At 64.2% G+C, this 17038-nt stretch carries 19 protein-coding genes; 7 read left to right on the top strand and 12 right to left on the bottom strand.

Features of this window, described 5'->3' with window-relative positions; translation table 11 throughout:
• Nucleotides 1-92 precede the first annotated feature (92 nt).
• Nucleotides 93-632, top strand: coding sequence for a GNAT family N-acetyltransferase (locus DAEP_RS0103850; protein WP_027243740.1), 540 nt, complete (start codon nucleotides 93-95; stop codon nucleotides 630-632).
• A 106-nt stretch (nucleotides 633-738) separates the two neighbouring features.
• Here DAEP_RS0103850 and DAEP_RS0103845 read toward each other — a convergent pair whose 3' ends face one another.
• From DAEP_RS0103845 to prfA, 3 genes are all read right to left on the bottom strand, one after another.
• Nucleotides 739-1422, bottom strand: a complete 684-nt coding sequence (locus DAEP_RS0103845) for a DUF4167 domain-containing protein (RefSeq protein WP_027243739.1) — start codon at nucleotides 1420-1422, stop codon at nucleotides 739-741.
• A 214-nt stretch (nucleotides 1423-1636) separates the two neighbouring features.
• Complete coding sequence (gene prmC, locus DAEP_RS0103840; protein ID WP_208855442.1) at nucleotides 1637-2488, bottom strand: peptide chain release factor N(5)-glutamine methyltransferase; 852 nt, start codon at nucleotides 2486-2488, stop codon at nucleotides 1637-1639.
• A gap of 2 nt (nucleotides 2489-2490) precedes the next feature.
• Nucleotides 2491-3546: a peptide chain release factor 1 gene (gene prfA, locus DAEP_RS0103835; RefSeq protein WP_008555081.1), complete on the bottom strand. Its 1056-nt coding sequence runs from the start codon at nucleotides 3544-3546 to the stop codon at nucleotides 2491-2493.
• 60 nt (nucleotides 3547-3606) lie between these two features.
• Between prfA and DAEP_RS0103830 the strand changes: the two genes are divergently transcribed.
• Complete coding sequence (locus tag DAEP_RS0103830) at nucleotides 3607-3906, top strand: hypothetical protein (protein WP_027243737.1); 300 nt, start codon at nucleotides 3607-3609, stop codon at nucleotides 3904-3906.
• A 46-nt stretch (nucleotides 3907-3952) separates the two neighbouring features.
• Here the strand turns inward: DAEP_RS0103830 and DAEP_RS23895 are convergent, their stop codons facing one another.
• The 5 genes from DAEP_RS23895 to DAEP_RS0103805 all read right to left on the bottom strand — a co-directional run bounded on the left by DAEP_RS23895 (nucleotide 3953) and on the right by DAEP_RS0103805 (nucleotide 8614).
• Complete coding sequence (locus DAEP_RS23895) at nucleotides 3953-4609, bottom strand: imm11 family protein (protein WP_154665024.1); 657 nt, start codon at nucleotides 4607-4609, stop codon at nucleotides 3953-3955.
• 337 nt (nucleotides 4610-4946) lie between these two features.
• A complete protein-coding gene (locus DAEP_RS0103820) occupies nucleotides 4947-5387 on the bottom strand; it encodes a DUF1499 domain-containing protein (RefSeq protein WP_027243735.1) in 441 nt (146 codons plus the stop codon).
• A gap of 73 nt (nucleotides 5388-5460) precedes the next feature.
• Nucleotides 5461-6408, bottom strand: a complete 948-nt coding sequence (speB, locus tag DAEP_RS0103815) for an agmatinase (protein ID WP_008555940.1) — start codon at nucleotides 6406-6408, stop codon at nucleotides 5461-5463.
• On the bottom strand, nucleotides 6401-7369 hold the full coding sequence (gene speB / locus DAEP_RS0103810) for an agmatinase (RefSeq protein WP_027243734.1): 969 nt from the start codon (nucleotides 7367-7369) through the stop codon (nucleotides 6401-6403). Before speB (DAEP_RS0103810) ends, speB (DAEP_RS0103815) begins: the two co-directional genes overlap by 8 nt.
• 78 nt (nucleotides 7370-7447) lie before the next feature.
• Nucleotides 7448-8614, bottom strand: coding sequence for a M20 aminoacylase family protein (locus DAEP_RS0103805; RefSeq protein ID WP_027243733.1), 1167 nt, complete (start codon nucleotides 8612-8614; stop codon nucleotides 7448-7450).
• A 63-nt stretch (nucleotides 8615-8677) separates the two neighbouring features.
• Between DAEP_RS0103805 and mazG the strand changes: the two genes are divergently transcribed.
• The 4 genes from mazG to DAEP_RS0103785 all read left to right on the top strand — a co-directional run bounded on the left by mazG (nucleotide 8678) and on the right by DAEP_RS0103785 (nucleotide 11545).
• The gene (mazG, locus tag DAEP_RS0103800) at nucleotides 8678-9493 is read left to right on the top strand and encodes a nucleoside triphosphate pyrophosphohydrolase (protein ID WP_008553496.1); all 816 of its coding nucleotides are present in this window, start codon (nucleotides 8678-8680) and stop codon (nucleotides 9491-9493) included.
• 178 nt (nucleotides 9494-9671) lie between these two features.
• The gene (locus DAEP_RS0103795) at nucleotides 9672-10613 is read left to right on the top strand and encodes a nucleoside hydrolase (RefSeq protein ID WP_027243732.1); all 942 of its coding nucleotides are present in this window, start codon (nucleotides 9672-9674) and stop codon (nucleotides 10611-10613) included.
• Nucleotides 10610-11059 (top strand): GNAT family N-acetyltransferase, encoded by a 450-nt coding sequence (locus DAEP_RS0103790; RefSeq protein ID WP_008553781.1) that lies wholly within the window; start codon nucleotides 10610-10612, stop codon nucleotides 11057-11059. The genes DAEP_RS0103795 and DAEP_RS0103790 overlap by 4 nt, the downstream gene beginning before the upstream one ends.
• Before the next feature lie 210 nt (nucleotides 11060-11269).
• On the top strand, nucleotides 11270-11545 hold the full coding sequence (locus DAEP_RS0103785) for a glycine zipper 2TM domain-containing protein (protein ID WP_008554627.1): 276 nt from the start codon (nucleotides 11270-11272) through the stop codon (nucleotides 11543-11545).
• A gap of 433 nt (nucleotides 11546-11978) precedes the next feature.
• Here DAEP_RS0103785 and DAEP_RS24185 read toward each other — a convergent pair whose 3' ends face one another.
• From DAEP_RS24185 to DAEP_RS0103765, 4 genes are all read right to left on the bottom strand, one after another.
• Nucleotides 11979-12143, bottom strand: coding sequence for a hypothetical protein (locus tag DAEP_RS24185; RefSeq protein WP_008553412.1), 165 nt, complete (start codon nucleotides 12141-12143; stop codon nucleotides 11979-11981).
• Nucleotides 12144-12383: 240 nt separating this feature from the next.
• On the bottom strand, nucleotides 12384-13658 hold the full coding sequence (gene eno / locus DAEP_RS0103775; protein ID WP_008555765.1) for a phosphopyruvate hydratase: 1275 nt from the start codon (nucleotides 13656-13658) through the stop codon (nucleotides 12384-12386).
• Nucleotides 13659-13832: 174 nt separating this feature from the next.
• Complete coding sequence (locus DAEP_RS0103770; protein ID WP_027243731.1) at nucleotides 13833-14726, bottom strand: DMT family transporter; 894 nt, start codon at nucleotides 14724-14726, stop codon at nucleotides 13833-13835.
• Nucleotides 14727-14937: 211 nt separating this feature from the next.
• Nucleotides 14938-15351, bottom strand: a complete 414-nt coding sequence (locus DAEP_RS0103765) for a Fur family transcriptional regulator (RefSeq protein WP_008556019.1) — start codon at nucleotides 15349-15351, stop codon at nucleotides 14938-14940.
• Between the two features lie 350 nt (nucleotides 15352-15701).
• Here DAEP_RS0103765 and DAEP_RS0103760 point away from each other — a divergent pair, with 350 nt between their 5' ends.
• The gene (locus tag DAEP_RS0103760; RefSeq protein WP_036760435.1) at nucleotides 15702-17021 is read left to right on the top strand and encodes a DEAD/DEAH box helicase; all 1320 of its coding nucleotides are present in this window, start codon (nucleotides 15702-15704) and stop codon (nucleotides 17019-17021) included.
• Nucleotides 17022-17038: the final 17 nt, after the last annotated feature.

Genomic DNA, 17038 nt, shown 5'->3' with positions numbered 1-17038 from the left:
CCGGCCGTCCAGCCGGTGCGGGTCTTGACGGCCCGCCCCCCGGCTGCCCTATGCTGCGTGCCATAGCGAGCCAGCAGGTGCAGGAGCGGCGGATGGAGTTTTTGTCAGAATACCGCGGCAGCACCCGCGAGATCATCAGCCTGTTCCGTGCGGCTTTCGCCGCGTCGGAGGGCGACGCTGAAGGCGAGCTGAGGGCGGGCTTGGTCCGCGATATCTTCGCCAAGACACCGGATCAGGACCTGTTTGTCTATTCCGCCCGGGACAGCGGCACGCTCACCGGCTGCATCATCTTTTCCCGGCTGCGCTATGAACAGGACAGCCGCACCGTCTTCCTGCTATCACCCGTTGCCGTATCGCCCGGCCGGCAAAGGCAGGGGATCGGGCAGGCACTGCTCAAGCACGGGCTGAGCAGGATCGGCAAAGAGGGCGTAGACGTGGCTGTCACCTACGGTGATCCGGCCTACTACAGCAAGGTTGGCTTCCGCCAGATAACCGGGGCGCAGGCCGCCGCCCCCATGCCGCTGCGTTTCCCGGACGGATGGCTGGCGCAGCCGCTCAACGGCGAAGAGCTTGCGCCCCTGCGCGGCCCGTCATCCTGCATCGAGGCTCTGAACGACCCGGTATACTGGTAGCGCAGGCTGCAAAACAGGGATTTCTCCGGCAACAGCCGCTCACCAAAACAAAGACCCCTGGCGCCATCGGCACCGGGGGTCCTTCGCTGTTCTGGGATTGCGCCGCTTATTCAGCAGCTTCCGCCGGGCCGTCTTCGGTCTTGGGCTTCGGCTTCGCGCGCGGGCGGCTGGTTTTCTTCGGCGCGGGTTTTGCCTCTGCATCGCCGCCGCCGTCGCTGGCCTCTGCCGTATCATCCCCTTTGGCTGTCGGCTTGCGGGCTCGCGGCTTTCGGGCCGGGGCCTTTTTCGGCGCGGCCTCAGCCGAAGCATCCGCAGGCGCGGACTGGCTTTCCGGGGTTTCGACAAGGCCGCTGTCAGCACCGTTGCCGTTATCGCCGCGCGGGTCGATCACCTCGGGCTGCGGGCTGTCGGCCAGGTCTGACGCCGGAACAGCCGATGCGGACTCACGCTCCTGGCGCTCCAGCCGTTCGGCCCGCTCGCGGTCGCGCTCGGCCTGGCGTTCGCGGTTTTGCCGCTCCTGCTCCTCGCGGCGCGCGTCAATCTCGCGCTGCGCTTCATTCAGCATGCGGAGATAATGCTCGGCGTGCTGCTGGAAGTTCTCAGCGGCAACCCGGTCATTGCTCAGCTGCGCATCGCGGGCGAGCTGATTGTATTTGTCGATGATCTGCTGGGGCGTTCCGCGCACCTTGCCTTCGGGACCGGAGCTGTCGAACACGCGGTTGACAACATTGGCGCCATTGGGACGGTTCCGGTTCGACTTGGAACGTGAACGTGATTTGGACGATCTCATATGCCTAACGTAAGCCTTGAGTTAATGCGCCGTAGACCCATATCGTGCGCGCCTCAGCGCCGGATCATAAGCTTTTTTGGGCTTGATGCCGCGGGAAGGCTTCCAGAGCTTTCTCCTAAAGCGGCTCCTTCTGAGTAACCATTTTCCGAAGCCCCAGACAAGGGGCACAATGCTATTTTCTGTGTTTTTTCTTTCGAATTCGCGAATTTCCGCGTCAAACGCCGCTCTTTACGCTGGAATGCGCCCGCACCACCCGGTCGCGCCCGTCCAGATCCTGCAGCACGGCAATGCCGCTCAGACCGGCCTCTTCCAGCAGCGCACTGACCGCCCGGCCTTGCGACGGGCCGATTTCCAGCAGAACCCGCCCGCCTGGCGCCAGATGCCCGGTCACTTGCGCAGCGATCCGCCGGTAGGCCCCCAGCCCGTCGCCGCCATCGGTCAGCGCAATACCGGGCTCATGCCCGCGCACCTCCGCCGACAGGCCTTCCATCTCGTCCAGCGCGATATAGGGCGGGTTCGAGACGATCAGGTCGAACTGTCCTTCAACCCCCTCAAACCAGTCCGATTGCCGGATATCCGCCCGCGCCTGAACCCGGTGCAGCACCGCATTGGCGCTGGCCTGCAGGCAGGCCGCCTCGCTGATGTCCACGCCCAGGCCTGTGGCCTCCTGCCGCTCTGCCAGAAGCGTCACCAGAATGCAGCCGGAACCGACGCCAAGGTCCAGAACCCAGCTGTAAGGCTCCGCCAGCGCCGCTTCGATCAGGATCTCGGTCTCGGGCCGCGGGTCCAGAACATCGCGCGACACCTTGAAGCGGCGGCCGTAAAACTCCCGCTCGCCGATCAGATGCGAGACCGGCACCCGCACCGCCCGCAGCGCAATCAGCTGCTCGTAGCGCTCGGCCACTTCCGGCGCCAGCTCCTCCGGCGCGATCAGCGTCACCCGGCTGGCCTCGATGCGGGCCGCATGGGCCAGCAGCACCCGCGCATCCCGCGCCGGATCCGGCACCCCTGCCGCCCGCAGCCGCGCCGTTGCAGCCGCCATCGCCTGTGCCGCGGTCTCTGCCATGCTCACTGCCCCATCTCGGCCAGGAGCCGGGCCTGATTGTCCGCCGTCAGCGCGTCGATGATCTCATCCAGATCGCCGCCCATCACCTGATCCAGCTTGTAAAGCGTCAGGTTGATACGGTGGTCCGTCATTCTGCCTTGCGGAAAATTGTAGGTGCGGATCCGCTCCGAGCGGTCGCCCGAGCCCACCTGGCTCGCCCGGTCCGCCGAGCGTTCGCTGTCGATCCGCTGCCGCTCCAGATCATAAAGCCGCGTCTTCAAGACCTGCATCGCGATCTCGCGGTTGCGGTGCTGGGACTTTTCCGAGCTTGTCACGATGATCCCGGTCGGAAGGTGGGTGATCCGAACGGCCGAGTCGGTGGTGTTCACATGCTGCCCGCCGGCACCCGAGGCCCGCATGGTGTCGATGCGGATGTCATTGGCGTCGATGTGAATGTCCACATCCTCCGCCTCCGGCAGCACCGCCACTGTCGCCGCCGAAGTATGGATGCGCCCGCCGCTCTCGGTCGCGGGCACCCGCTGCACCCGATGCACGCCGGATTCATACTTCAGCCGGGCAAAGACATTGTCGCCCTTGATATGGGCGACAACCTCCTTGATGCCGCCCAGTTCGGTCATCTGCTCTTCGATGATATCGAATTTCCAGCCCTGCCCTTCGGCATAGCGCTGGTACATGCGCAGCAAATCGCCCGCGAACAAGGCCGCCTCATCGCCGCCCGTGCCGGGGCGGATCTCCAGCATCGCCGGACGGCTGTCCGCCGCGTCCTTGGGCAGCAGGGCCAGCTGCAGCGCATGCTCGGCCTCGGGGATCGCCGCCTTCAGCGCCGGGATTTCCTCCGCTGCCAGTTCCTTCATATCCGGATCCGCCAGCATCAGCTCGGCCTCCCGCAGATCGCTTTGCAGCTTGCGGTAGGCCGCGACCTGCTCCGCCACCGGCCGCAGATCGGAGTATTCCTTGGCCAGTGCCGCAATATCCCCGCCCCCCGCGCCATCCGCCATTGCGGCCTCAAGATACTGAAACCGCTGCAGGATCTGTTCCAGCCGTTCTTCGGGAACCATGGGTGCGCCTATTGTTGTTCATGTTTTGGCCAAGTGACCCCCATGTGATATGCTAGAGCAATGCGACATGCCAGAGTCCTTATTGCCACAATCCTTCTCACCCTGCCCGGCCTGGGTCTGGCGGATGTGAAGGGTCCGGGCGGCAAGACCATCGACTGCTATTGCACCGATAAATCCGGCGCCCGCGTGGAACTGGGTGAGCTGCGGTGCCTGCAAGTCGACGGCCGCATGTTCATGGCGCAATGCCAGATGTCGCTGAACGTGCCGATGTGGCGCGAGGTGCAAAGCAGCTGCCTGTCAGCGTCGCTGGAGGATGTGCCCGGCATGTCGAGCGCGTCGGCTACGGTTCCGCAGCTCTAATATCGTTTACTCGGCTGGCTGCCATACCTAGCTTTCCAGGCTCGCATCAAGCCTCAGAAACCCCAACCTCATAGAATTCCATCCCCACGCAGCCGGCAGCCTCGGCCAGCGCCTTGAATTCACTTGTACAAAGGACTTCTCTCGACTTCTGGTCACGCCACAGCATTGCGCCTTTCATCGCGGAGCGGTGCACCCGGCTTTTTGGCATAAGTCCCGGAATAGTCGATCCATCGTGAAAGGAAATGGTCTTGGTTTCGCTGTTATCCACATCCAGAGAATCCTTTGTCTGCTTCACCGCAGCAAAGAAATACTCCGGCTTGTCGATCACCCTGCCATGACGCAAGTCATACAACTGTGATACAGGCACAAAACTGCACAGCTCGGCATCGGCAGCCAAAATGGCTTCCATCAACTCCCTCCGAAATACGGGGAATATACCCTCGGCCCAACTAAATTCTCCCAAAACATCCGGCAATTCCAGTACATCCGGATTGATAAGCGTCCAGTGGCTGGCGAAGTTACGCTTTGCCTCCTCATCAAAACTTCCTGCTTCGATATGACGGATACGTGACGTCCATTTGCCTTCAGGCCACGGACTAGGAGCCTCTCCTGCTCTTGGCGAAAATTCGAAGGTAACAGACCGTTTGTCGCCATGCGCCATTATTGGCCGGTAGCAATGCATAGCTCTGTAATCACTTGTCATATGTCACGTCCTCAATCAGCAACCCCTACTGCATAGGCGCTTCTTATTGGAGCTTTCAAGCGCATCAATCTTCGCAAACCAACGCCGCTCCTCCGCGTCGGTTCAAGGGTGGAGCAGCCACCTCGCGCCAGCGCGTCTTGCCCTTGACGCGGCACGACAACTCACACAATCGGAATAGCGTCTTCAGGGGCAGACCAGCCCCTGAAGCGCCTCCCAGCAAAATCACGGCTCTGCCTCCAGAGGCCGATGAGCCAGCGCCGCGCGCAGCGCGGCGCCCGGCCCAACTGCGAGGGGCTTTTTGCAAAAGCCCGCGAACAGGCGGGAGCGCCCCGCGCCGCTATTGCCCGGCGGAGGCTTCTTGCGAGGCTCCTTCCATCTCCGCCAGCCAGCCGTTGATCCGCTCCTTGTTGGCACCAAGGTCAGACCGGCCGAAGCGCAGGCGGGCATAGACCTTCAGCAGATCGCCGTCCTGCGCCGCGGTGGTGTAGTCGGGAAAGCCCAGCACCTGGGTGCGGGTGATATAGGTCACCATCCCGTCGTTCGGCCCGCCCGCCAGCACGCTGGTGCGCGGCGCGTGGCTGGCGATGCGGTGGAACCGCTCCAGCCCGTCCGGCCCGGTGCGCACCACCCGGAACACGCCTCCGCGGAACTCCTTGTCCTCGGTGAACTCCGGCTGGGTGTTCCAGTCCAGCGGATCGCTGGGCGCCAGGCGGATGAACCCCAGCCCGGCGACAACGGCGGCCAGCACCAGCCAGCCCAGCAGCATCAGCCGCTTCATTGCGGTTTCAAGGTCAAGCCTTGCCTCCTCCCTGCGCGGCCCTCCCCCGGCCTGTCGCGTGAGGCCGGACCGCTTATTTTGTTGCCACGCCCGGCAGCACGCACAGCAGCTCATAGAGCAGGTTTGCGCCCACCAAGGCGGTGTTGCCCGAGGGATCGTAAGGCGGCGATACCTCCACAAGATCGCAGCCCACGATATTGACCCCCTTCAGCGCCCGGATCAGCTCCAGCGCCTGCGGCGTAGTCAGCCCGCCGATTTCCGGCGTGCCGGTGCCCGGCGCATAGGCCGGGTCAAGACTATCGATATCATAGCTCACATAGACCGGCCTATTGCCGATATCGCGGCGAATTTCCGCACCCATCTGGTGCAGCTGCCGCCCCCACAGCTCCTGCGCCGGGAAGTGCTGGAAGCCCCAGCTTTGCGCCTCGGTAAAGTCCGTCGCCGCATAGCCGGTGCCGCGGATGCCGATCTGATACGTCTTGTCCGGCACGATCAGCCCTTCCTCAAAGGCGCGGCGGAACACGGTGCCATGGGTCTCGCGCTCGCCGAACATCTCGTCGTTCACATCGGCATGGGCATCCACATGCACCAGCGCCACGGGACCGTATTTCTTGGCAATCGCGCGCAGAATCGGCAGGGTGATCGAATGATCCCCGCCCATCGCCACCGGGATCACCCCGCCCGACAGGATCGCCTCATAGCTGTCCTGGATGATTCTGAGCGAATCCGGCAGCGAGAAGGTGTTGATCGCCAGATCGCCGATATCGGCAATGTTCAGGCTGTCGAAGGGCGCCGCGCCGGTCGCCATGTTATAGGGCCGCAGCATCGCGCTTTCGGCGCGGATCTGCTTGGGGCCGAACCGGGTTCCCGAGCGCCAGGAGGTGCCGATATCCATCGGGACCCCCAGAACCGCCACATCCAAGCCGTCCAGCGAGGTGGCCTGCGGCAGCCGCATAAAGGTGTTCGGTCCCGAGAACCGGGCCAGGTCATTTCCGCTGATCGGTTGATTGAAGTCAGTCATTGTCTCTCATGTTCCAGCCCAGAAGGCAGATGATCTCCGTCGCCACATGTGCCCCGGCAATAGCAGTTGCACCGCTTGTGTCAAAGGGGGGAGAGACCTCCACCACGTCACCGCCCTTGAAATTGATGCCGGCAATCCCGCGCAGGATGCGCGCCACCTGCGCCGAGGTCAGCCCGCCCCAGACCGGTGTGCCGGTGCCGGGCGCATAGGCCGGGTCCAGGCAGTCGATGTCAAAGGTCAGATAGGTGGGCCGGTTCCCCAGGATCTCCTTGATCCGCTTTGCGGTCTCCGCCGGGCCGATTTCATGCACCGTGGGGGCGTCGATGATATTGACGCCCAGCGTGTCGTCGTTAGTGGTGCGGATCCCCACCTGTACCGAGGACTTGGGATCCACGATCCCGGTCTTCACCGCCTTATAGAACATGGTGCCATGATCCACCCGCTCCATGTTGTCATCCGGCCAGGTGTCGGTGTGGGCGTCAAACTGCAGGAGAGAGATCGGGCCGTACTTCTCGGCATAGGCCTTCAGGATCGGGAAGCTGATGCAGTGATCGCCGCCCAGCACGACCGAGGCCGTATCCGCGGCCAGGATGCCCCGGATATGCTCCGTCAGCGCCGCCGGGAACTCCGGCACATTGGCATGGTCAAAGGCCAGATCGCCGTAATCCGCAATCGCCAGCGTGCTCAGCGGCTTATGCGGCCAGCCATAGGGTTCATCCGGACTTTGCAGGGCAGAGGCCTCGCGGATCGCCCGCGGTCCCAGCCGGGTGCCGGGCCGGTTGGTCACCGCCTGGTCAAACGGCACACCGGTGACGGCAATATCCACGCCGGTCAGATCCTTGGTGTACTTGCGGCGCAGGAAAGACGTGGCTCCGCCAAAGGTGATCTCGAAACTCAGTCCCTTCAGATCCTCGCGGGTGAAGGCGTGGCCGATCACATGTTTCGCGTCTTCCAGTGCCATGGCCGTGCGTCCCTGTGATGCGGCTTCAGTTTCTGATCTGATACCGGCTGCGCCGACCGCTGCCACCTGCGGCGGGCCTCACCCGCCAAGCGGCTGCGCACGCTCCACCAGCCGGGCAAAGAAGGATGCCCCCACCGGCGCGATGTCATCGTTGAAATCATACTTCGGATGATGCAGCCCGGCGCTGTCGCCTTGCCCCAGGAACAGGTAGGATCCCGGGCGCACCTGCAGCATATAGGCGAAATCCTCCGCCCCCATCTCGCGGCCGCCCTCGGCCTCGACATTGCCCGCCCCGGCGATCTCCTTGGCAACCTCCACCGCAAAGGCGGTCTTTTCCGCATCGTTGAAGGTTGCCGGGTAGCCGGCTTCATAGTCCAGTTCCGCCTCGACCCCGTAGCTCGCCGCCTGCCCCGCAACGATCTCCTTCATCCGCCGCATCACCATCTTCTGCACGGCAGGATCAAAGCTGCGCACGGTGCCGTTGATATAGGCGGTATCGGGCACCACGTTGTCGGTGGTGCCGGTGTGAATCTGGGTGACAGAGACCACCAGATCCTGCAGCGCGTGATGGTTGCGGCTGACAATGGTCTGGATCGCCTGCGCCATGGCGCAGGCCGCCATCACCGGATCACGGGTCTCATGCGGCATCGCCGCATGGCCGCCCACGCCCTTGATATGGATGCGGAACTCATCCGTTGCCGCCATCAGCGCCCCCGGCGTGGTCAGGAAATGCCCCTCCGGCAGGCCCGGCGCGTTGTGCAGCGCATAGACCTCGCCGATATCGAACCGCTCCATGATGCCTTCCTCGACCATGATGCGGGCACCGCCGATGGCTTCCTCCGCAGGCTGGAAGATCAGCGCGGCCCGGCCCCTGAAGTTCCGCGTCTCCGCCAGGTATTTCGCCGCCCCCAGCAGCATCGCGGTATGCCCGTCATGGCCGCAGGCATGCATGTTGCCCGCATGGCCCGACGCGTATTCCGCCCCGGTCTCTTCCGGGATCGGCAGCGCGTCCATGTCAGCACGCAAGCCAATCGTCGGCCCTTCCCCCTGCCCGTTGATGATCGCCACCATGCCGGTCTGCGCAATGCCTTCGTGCAGCTCATCCACCCCGAACTCCCGCAGCCGCTCCGCCACAAAGGCCGCGGTCTTGGGCAGGTCGAGTGCCAGCTCCGGAATCTGGTGCAGATGCCGCCGCCAGGCCTTCATCTCTTCGGCGTAATCGGCAATACGGTTCACAACGGGCATCGGGGTGGACTCCTGCTCCAGACTCGGGATGATGCATCTGACACCGGAAAAAGAGCAGCCGCAATGCAAGAAACAGACCTGATCCACGACCCGTCCGCCGGTATCGAGCGCCTCCTGGAAATCATGGCGCGGCTCCGTGATCCGCAAACCGGCTGCCCCTGGGACATCGAACAGGATTTTGCCAGCATCGCCCCCTACACCATTGAAGAGGCGTATGAAGTTGCCGACGCAATTGAGCGCGGGGCCTGGGATGAGCTGAAAGGGGAACTGGGCGACCTGCTGTTCCAATCCGTCTTCCACGCGCAGATGGCTGAGGAAGCGGGCCACTTCACCTTCCAGGATGTGGTGCGGACCATGTCGGACAAGATGGTCTCCCGCCACCCGCATGTGTTCGGGGAGGAAAGCCGCGAGAAATCCGCCGAACAGCAGACCCGCGACTGGGAGGCCATCAAGGCCGCCGAGCGCGCAGGCAAGGAGCAGAAAGGCACGCTGGACGGCGTCGCCATCGGCCTGCCCGCCCTGCTGCGCGCCTACAAGCTGCAGAAACGCGCCGCCCGTGTCGGTTTCGACTGGCCGTCAGCCGCCAATGTCATCGCCAAGATCACCGAAGAATGCGCCGAACTGGTGGAGGCCCGCGACACCCTCTCCCACGCCGAGGTCGAGGAGGAATTCGGCGACTTGCTGTTTGTGATGGCCAACCTGGGCCGCCACCTGGGCGTCGAACCCGAAGCCGCGCTGCGCGCCGCCAACGCGAAATTCACCCGCCGGTTCGAAGGCGTCGAAGCCAAGCTCGCCGCCCGCGGCAAGCGCCCCGAGGACAGCGACTTGGCCGAAATGGACGCGCTCTGGGATGAAGTGAAGGCAGACGAGCGCGCCTGAGTGCGCGCCTTCTGCTTCATCTTTCCCGAAATACTCAAGGTCCGGCGCCCTGCCGCCGGGCGGAGCGCAGCTTTCCCTCGCGGGAAATCTCAGGAAATTTGCGCGCCCGCACCTGCCGGCGGTTCAATCCCGGCCGGACTGGGCGTAGTCTCGTGGCTCACGATTTACGGAGACCGCAATGAGCGCCAGGAAAATCATCATCGACACCGACCCGGGCCAGGATGATGCCGTTGCCATCCTGCTGGCGCTGGCCAGTCCAGGGGATCTGGATTTGCTTGGCATCACCTGCGTTGCCGGCAATGTGCCGCTGGAACTGACCAGCAAGAACGCCCGCATCACCTGCGAGGCGGCAGGCAAGACGGACGTGCCGGTCTATGCCGGCAGCAAGGCGCCGCTCGCCCGGCCGCTGATCACCGCTGAGCATGTGCACGGCCAGACCGGCCTTGACGGGCCAAAGCTGTGGGAGCCGCAGATGCCGCTGGCGGAAGGCCACGGGGTGGATTTCATCATTTCGACCCTGCGCGCGCAGAAGGCTGGCACCGTCACGCTGTGCACCCTGGGCCCGCTCACCAATATCGCCGCCGCCTTCAACACCGCCCCCGACATCATCGAGCGGGTGCAGGAGATCGTGATGATGGGCGGCGCTTATTTCGAAGTCGGCAACATCACCCCGGCGGCTGAATTCAACATCTACGCCGACCCGGAAGCTGCTGAAATCGTGTTCCGATCCGGGGCTCCGATCACAGTGATGCCGCTGGATGTGACGCATAAGGTGCTGGCCACCAAACCGCGTGTCGAGGCGATCCGCGCCCTCGATACCCGCGTTGGCCGCTTCACCGCCGAGATGCTCGACTTCTTCGAGCGATTCGATATGGAGAAATACGGCTCCGAAGGCGGCCCGCTGCATGACCCCTGCGTCATCGCCTGGCTGCTCAAGCCTGAGCTGTTCTCCGGCCGCCAAGTGAACGTGGAAATCGAAACGTCCTCCAGCCTGACCCTCGGCATGACCGTGGCCGACTGGTGGGGCGTCACGGACCGCAAACCCAATGCCCTGTTCATTGGCGACGCCGACGACGACGGCTTTTTCAACCTCCTGACCGAAAGGCTGGCCCGCCTATGAGCGCCGCCCTGCACCTCGCCAAGCCCGAACACCTCGACACCGTGCTGGCGCTGGTTGCCGCCTTCCACGCCGAATCCGGACTGGAGAGCAGCGACGCGCACCGCCGCGCCGGGATTGATCCGCTCCTGAACGGCCACCCTTACGGCGCTGTCTACCTGATCGGCCCGACCCGCGCGCCGATCGGCTATATCGTCATCACCTTCGGCTGGTCGGTGGAATTCGGCGGCATGGACGGGTTTGTCGATGAACTCTACATCCGCCCCGCCGTGCGCGGCCGCGGCGTCGCCACCGAGGTTCTGACCGAGCTGCCGAAATCGCTGGCGGCAGCCGGCGTGCGCGCCCTTCACCTGGAGGTCGGCCGCGAAAACGAGACCGCCCAGCGGCTCTATCTGCGCACCCGGTTCCAGCCGCGCAAGAACTGCATCCTGATGACCAAAATCCTGTAGCGCTGCATCTGGCCGCCGTTTGGCGCGCCTGCCCCTTCAGCGCCCCGTGCCTGCGGCAAAAACTTGCCGCAGCAGGCCCCCTGCGGGCGGAACAGCGCCACAGCCGGAAAATCCCGCGGCACTGCGGAACCATATCGAAGCCGCGGGAGTTATAGTGCCACCTGCGGCCGTTAAACTGGCCGGCCGGACCAATGAAAATGGAGAAAGAATATGACTTTCCGCTGGATCCCTGCTCTCGCAAGCAGCGCCGTACTGGGCCTGGGCGCCTGCACCAACCTGACCCCGGAACAGCGCACCGTTGCCGGAGTGGCAGGCGGCGCCGCAGCCGGCCTGATCGCGGCTGACGCGCTCAAGGCCGACGACGACTGGCGCCTGATCGCTGCCCTCGGCGGCGCAGCGGCAGGCACCATGGTTGCCCAGAACAACCAGACGAAGCAATGCGCCTATTCCCGCGGCGACGGCACCTATTACACTGCCGCGTGCTAAGTGATTTAGATCTGGCGCCCTCCCCCGGCAGGGCGCCAGATCTCCGGACGCGGCCTGACGTCAGGCCGCGCATCCGGGGTTAGCGCAGCTCCGCGCCGAGGTTGAGCCGTTTGACAGGATCGTCCGCCGAGGCGGTCTGCCCTGTGAACGGATAAGTCCCCGGCCCGCTGCACCCCATAACTGCCGAAAGAATTGCACAGATCGCCACTGTGCGCAGAATTCGCGTTCTCATGGCCTGTTCCCCTTTCCCGCACCGCCCTTACGCTGCGTAAGATCACCATACCGTAACGCCCGCGTGAGCGTCTGTGATCCTGGCCACACATGCAGAGTCCTGAAGGTAAAGGCCAGAAAATGCGCGCTTTTGGAGCGGTTCAGCCTGTCCCGGCTTTGCACCGTTCAGCCGCGGCCCCGGTAAGCCGGCGCGGCAGGCGGATCAGAGTGCCGAGCCCGCCGGGCAATCGCTTGCATCAAGCTCCAGCACCGGATCCTCCGGACCGCATTCCTCACCGCTGACGGGATAGGTGCCGGGCTCCGTACACGCTGCAAGCAGCAGCGGCAGGTTTATCAGAGCAAGTAAAATAATGCGGACGGGGGTCATATCAGGCTCCTGCGTTGACGGTGATCCTGTCCCAGAATGCCTGTTTCCGGCAGCGCGGGCCTTGATGCGAGTTAAGGCCTGGCCATGATGTTATCCGGCCCGCGGCCTGCAAGGAGGCGCGGCTGGAGGAGGGCCAGAGCCACACCCGCGGAAGACCATCACCCGAGACCTTATGCTGCCGTAAAAAAGCGCCCCGAACACATGTTCGAGGCGCTCTTCGCTTTCCAGGGAAAGACGCTCTTACTTCAGGATCGAACGGCCCGCGTATTCGGCCACTTCGCCCAGCGCTTCCTCGATGCGGATCAGCTGGTTGTATTTCGCCAGCCGGTCCGAGCGCGCCAGCGAGCCGGTCTTGATCTGGCCGCAGTTGGTGGCAACCGCCAGGTCCGCGATGGTGGCGTCCTCGGTCTCGCCGGAGCGGTGCGACATCACGTTGGTGTAACGGGCGCGATGCGCCATATCGACGGCTTTCAGGGTCTCAGTCAGCGAGCCGATCTGGTTCACTTTCACCAGCATCGAGTTGGCGCAGCCGCGCTCGATGCCCTCGGCCAGACGCGCCGGGTTGGTCACGAACAGATCGTCACCCACCAGCTGCACCTTGCCGCCCAGTTCGTCGGTCAGGGCCTTCCAGCCGTCCCAGTCATCCTCGGACATGCCGTCTTCGATCGAGATGATCGGATAATCCTTCACCAGCGCCGCCAGATAGGCGACGTTTTCCTCGGACGACAGGGTCTTGCCTTCGCCGGACAGAACGTATTTGCCGTCCTTGTAGTACTCGGTCGCCGCGCAATCGAGCGCCAGGTAGATTTCCTCGCCCGGCTTGTAACCGGCCTTCTCGATGGATTTCAGCACGAAATCCAACGCTTCGCGGGTGGAGGCGATGTTCGGGGCAAAACCGCCCTCGTCGCCGATCCCGGTCGACAGACCCGCCGCCGACAGCTCTTTCTTCAGGGTGTGGAACACTTCCGAGCCCATGCGCACCGCGTCGCGAATGTTCTCCGCAGCCACCGGCATGATCATGAATTCCTGGATGTCGATCGGGTTGTCGGCGTGCTCGCCGCCGTTGATGATGTTCATCATCGGCACCGGCAGCACGCGGGCGGAGGTGCCGCCGATATAGCGGTAGAGCGGCTGGGTGGTGAAATCGGCCGCGGCCTTGGCCACCGCCATCGACACGCCCAGGATCGCGTTGGCACCCAGGCGGCCCTTGTTCTCGGTGCCGTCCAGCTCGATCATAGCCTGGTCAACGGCGACCTGCTCGGTGGCGTCAAAGCCGACCAGTTCCTCGGCGATCTCGCCGTTCACCGCGGCGACCGCTTCCAGAACGCCCTTGCCCATATAGCGGGATTTGTCGCCGTCGCGCTTCTCCACCGCCTCATAGGCGCCGGTCGAGGCGCCCGAAGGCACGGCAGCACGGCCCATGGTGCCGTCTTCCAGGATCACGTCGACCTCAACCGTCGGGTTGCCCCGGCTGTCGAGGATCTCACGGGCGTGAATGTCGATAATGGTGCTCATCTGTCCATCCTTGTGTGGTGCCTGAAAGCGGCGCGTTTTGCTGCCAGCGTCATACCAGCCGCGGCGGAAATGTAAACCACGCTCGTTATCGCTAACACGCCTAAATCCGGCAGGTTAGGGCTAACAAATCGCTGTTTGCGCCAACAGGGCGGAGGATTTCTGCCAGCCGGGACGTCAGGCCGCAGCCGCTGCTGCGCGGCGGGCCCGCCGCGCCAGCCGCTGCTCGCGCACAAAGGTGTAAAGCCCCGACCCGATGATCAATGCGGCCCCCGCCAAGGTCAGCCCGTCGGGCCGTTCGCCAAACACCAGCACCCCCGCCAGAATGGAGAACAGCAAACGGGTATAGCGGAACGGCGTCACCGCCGAGGCATCGCCCACCCGTGTCGCCGTAACGATCCCGTAATAGCCCAGAACCCCGAACAGCACACCGCCTGCCATCATCAGGTATTCGTTCTGCACCATCGCCTTCACCTCGCCGGGCGTGAAGGCCAGCAGCAGCAGCCCCGCAGGGATCACCGCCAGAAACGCCTGAAAACTGACAACGGTGGAAGGCACCGCGCTGTCCATCACCCGCGTCATCAGATCCCGCGTCGCGACCCCCAGCACCGCGATCACAACCAGCAGCGCCGCAGGCTCGAAACTGTCCAGCCCCGGCCGGATGATCAGCAAAACCCCGGCAAAGCCGACGCAGATCGCCAGCCAGCGCCGCCAGCCGACCTGTTCGCCCAGAAACAGCGCCGCACCCATGGTGATCACCAGCGGCGTTGCCTGAAAGACCGCCGCCACCACCGAAATATCCACCAGCGCCAGCGCCGAGGCAAAGCTCATCGCCGAAACCGCCTCGGTCGATGCCCGCAGAACAGGCCGCAGCCGCCAGCAGCGCGGTGCAAACAGGCTGTGCCCCTGCATCCGCGCCATCACAGCAAAGACCAGACCGCTGCCAACACCCAGGCAGATCAGGATCTGCCCGACCGGCAAGGTGCCCGACAGCTGCTTGATGAACATATCCTCAAGCGTGAAGAAAGCCATCGAGGCAATGACCAGCAGAATGCCGTGCAGATTGTTCATGGAGGCGCGTCCCGTCTTGCGGTCCGGCTGCGTGCCGGACCATCCGGACAAAAAACATCAGCGCCCCCGCCCCGGCAACTCCGTTTCCGGCCCCGCTGCATGACAAGACGTTAGCAGACATATCACGATCTGTGATACGGCACGCGGCGCAGGCCGCCGGCACCACCGGAGTTTTGCACGAAATTCCGCTCAGGAAACCGGCTCTGCCGCCTCAATCTGCCTTGCGCGGCACCCCGTAAAGCTCCAGCTTGTGGCCGCGCAGCTCATAGCCCAGCTTGCGGGCGATCCGCTCCTGCAGCTCCTCGATCTCCGGATCGCAGAACTCGATCACCTCGCCGGTGTTCATGTCGATCAGGTGGTCGTGATGCTCGCGCTCGGCATCCTCATAGCGCGCCCGCCCGTCGCCGAACTCCAGCCGCTCCAGAATGCCCGCTTCCTCGAACAGCTTCACCGTCCGGTACACGGTGGCGATCGAAATGCCGGCGTCCATCGCGCTGGCGCGGGCATAAAGCTCCTCGACGTCCGGGTGATCATCGCTGTCCTGCAGCACCTGGGCAATCACCCGGCGCTGGCCGGTCATGCGCAGGCCCTTGCGCTCGCAGCGGGCGATAATCGTCTTTGCCATTTGCGTCCTCGCGGTTTTCTGGGCTTCTTCTTTAGCGGATGCAACCTGCGCCGAAAACCGGCTTTTCACACGCATCAACAGTTGACAAACCGCTTATCCACAGCCATTTGGCTTCTAGGCATCCCTCCCTGCCGCGTGAGCAGAGACCAATACCGGCCGCACCGCATGTGCGTAACAGAACACCCGGGGTCTAGTGATATGCCGCCATTCCCAAAATCACGCGTGGGGATTGCAGAGGCCAGCGGCCTGGCATCCGGCCAGCGCGCGCCCGAGGTCCCTGCCCCGCAAGACACCGCTGTACCGCAGCGGATACGGTCCGTGCTGAGCGCAGGGCCGTGAAAGGACGATACGTGACTGAATTTTCGACCATGGGGCTTCCTGAAAAGCTCCTCGCCCGTCTCCAGGACATGGGCCTCAATGACCCCACCCCGATCCAGGCCCGCGCCATTCCGCATGCCTTGAACGGCAAGGACGTGCTGGGTCTCGCGCAGACCGGCACCGGCAAGACCGCCGCTTTTGGCGTGCCGCTGATCGCGCAGATGATGCAATACGGCCGCAAACCCGCCGCCAACACCGTGCGCGGCCTGGTGCTGGCCCCCACCCGCGAGCTGGCCAACCAGATCGCCGACACCCTGAAGGGCCTGACCGAAAACACCCCGATGAAGGTCGGCCTGGTGGTTGGCGGAGTCTCCATCAATCCGCAGATTTCCCGCATTGCCAAGGGCACCGACATCCTGGTCGCCACCCCGGGCCGCCTGATCGACATCCTCGACCGCGGCGCCCTGGACCTCGGCTCCTGCGACTTCCTGGTGCTGGACGAGGCCGACCAGATGCTGGACCTCGGCTTCATCCACACTCTGCGCAAGATCGCGGCGCTGCTGCCCACCGAACGCCAGACCATGCTGTTCTCGGCCACCATGCCCAAGCAGATGAATGAGATCGCCAACTCCTACCTGCAAAGCCCGGTCCGGATCGAGGTTTCGCCTCCGGGCAAGGCCGCCGACAAGGTCACCCAGTCGGTGCATTTCATCGCCAAGGCAGAAAAGCTGAGCCTGCTGAAGGAACTGCTGGCAGAACACAAGCACGAGCGCGCGCTGGTGTTCGGCCGCACCAAACACGGCATGGAAAAGCTGATGAAGGTGCTGGACAAGGCAGGCTTTGCCGCCGCCGCGATCCACGGCAACAAAAGCCAGGGCCAGCGCGAACGCGCCCTCGCGGCGTTCAAATCCGGCGACATCAAGGTTCTGGTTGCCACCGATGTGGCCGCCCGCGGCCTGGATATCCCGGACGTGAAGCACGTCTACAACTACGAGCTGCCGAATGTGCCCGACGCGTATGTGCACCGCATCGGCCGCACCGCACGCGCCGGCAAGGATGGCGCCGCCATCGCCTTCTGCGCGCCGGATGAGATGGAAGAGCTGAAAGCAATCCAGAAGGTGATGAAGATCACCATCCCCGTCGCCTCCGGCCGCGCCTGGGAAGCAATGCCCGATCCGGCTGCGCCCGCAGGCAAACCCGGCGGCCGTCCCGGCGGACGCCGCGGCGGCGGCAAACCCGGCGGCCAGCGCCGCCGTGGCGGCGCCGGCAGCAGCAGCAGCAGCCAGGGCAAACCCCAGGGCGCAGCCCCTGCAAACGCCCAGCGCCGCGGCCAGAAACAGCGCGCACGCTGACCGCTCCCCGTGCTGAT

Origin of the sequence: Leisingera daeponensis DSM 23529, from assembly GCF_000473145.1 — a bacterium.
In the GTDB taxonomy this organism is placed as follows: Bacteria; Pseudomonadota; Alphaproteobacteria; order Rhodobacterales; family Rhodobacteraceae; genus Leisingera; species Leisingera daeponensis.
The sequence above is the reverse complement of the archived record's forward strand: the minus strand, read 5'-3'. Positions and strand labels throughout refer to the sequence as shown.

What these genes read in the sequence shown, in the direction of transcription:
- DAEP_RS0103850 (WP_027243740.1), top strand. Translation starts at nt 93, where the DNA reads ATGGAGTTTTTGTCAGAATACCGCGGCAGCACCCGCGAGATCATCAGC.
- DAEP_RS0103795 (WP_027243732.1), top strand. Translation starts at nt 9,672, where the DNA reads ATGAGCGCCAGGAAAATCATCATCGACACCGACCCGGGCCAGGATGAT.
- prmC (WP_208855442.1), bottom strand. Translation starts at nt 2,488, where the DNA reads ATGGCAGAGACCGCGGCACAGGCGATGGCGGCTGCAACGGCGCGGCTG.
- DAEP_RS23895 (WP_154665024.1), bottom strand. Translation starts at nt 4,609, where the DNA reads ATGACAAGTGATTACAGAGCTATGCATTGCTACCGGCCAATAATGGCG.
- DAEP_RS0103785 (WP_008554627.1), top strand. Translation starts at nt 11,270, where the DNA reads ATGACTTTCCGCTGGATCCCTGCTCTCGCAAGCAGCGCCGTACTGGGC.
- DAEP_RS0103830 (WP_027243737.1), top strand. Translation starts at nt 3,607, where the DNA reads ATGCGACATGCCAGAGTCCTTATTGCCACAATCCTTCTCACCCTGCCC.
- DAEP_RS0103790 (WP_008553781.1), top strand. Translation starts at nt 10,610, where the DNA reads ATGAGCGCCGCCCTGCACCTCGCCAAGCCCGAACACCTCGACACCGTG.
- DAEP_RS0103820 (WP_027243735.1), bottom strand. Translation starts at nt 5,387, where the DNA reads ATGAAGCGGCTGATGCTGCTGGGCTGGCTGGTGCTGGCCGCCGTTGTC.
- DAEP_RS0103845 (WP_027243739.1), bottom strand. Translation starts at nt 1,422, where the DNA reads ATGAGATCGTCCAAATCACGTTCACGTTCCAAGTCGAACCGGAACCGT.
- DAEP_RS0103770 (WP_027243731.1), bottom strand. Translation starts at nt 14,726, where the DNA reads ATGAACAATCTGCACGGCATTCTGCTGGTCATTGCCTCGATGGCTTTC.
- DAEP_RS0103765 (WP_008556019.1), bottom strand. Translation starts at nt 15,351, where the DNA reads ATGGCAAAGACGATTATCGCCCGCTGCGAGCGCAAGGGCCTGCGCATG.
- speB (WP_008555940.1), bottom strand. Translation starts at nt 6,408, where the DNA reads ATGACTGACTTCAATCAACCGATCAGCGGAAATGACCTGGCCCGGTTC.
- prfA (WP_008555081.1), bottom strand. Translation starts at nt 3,546, where the DNA reads ATGGTTCCCGAAGAACGGCTGGAACAGATCCTGCAGCGGTTTCAGTAT.
- DAEP_RS24185 (WP_008553412.1), bottom strand. Translation starts at nt 12,143, where the DNA reads ATGACCCCCGTCCGCATTATTTTACTTGCTCTGATAAACCTGCCGCTG.
- DAEP_RS0103805 (WP_027243733.1), bottom strand. Translation starts at nt 8,614, where the DNA reads ATGCCCGTTGTGAACCGTATTGCCGATTACGCCGAAGAGATGAAGGCC.
- eno (WP_008555765.1), bottom strand. Translation starts at nt 13,658, where the DNA reads ATGAGCACCATTATCGACATTCACGCCCGTGAGATCCTCGACAGCCGG.
- mazG (WP_008553496.1), top strand. Translation starts at nt 8,678, where the DNA reads ATGCAAGAAACAGACCTGATCCACGACCCGTCCGCCGGTATCGAGCGC.
- speB (WP_027243734.1), bottom strand. Translation starts at nt 7,369, where the DNA reads ATGGCACTGGAAGACGCGAAACATGTGATCGGCCACGCCTTCACCCGC.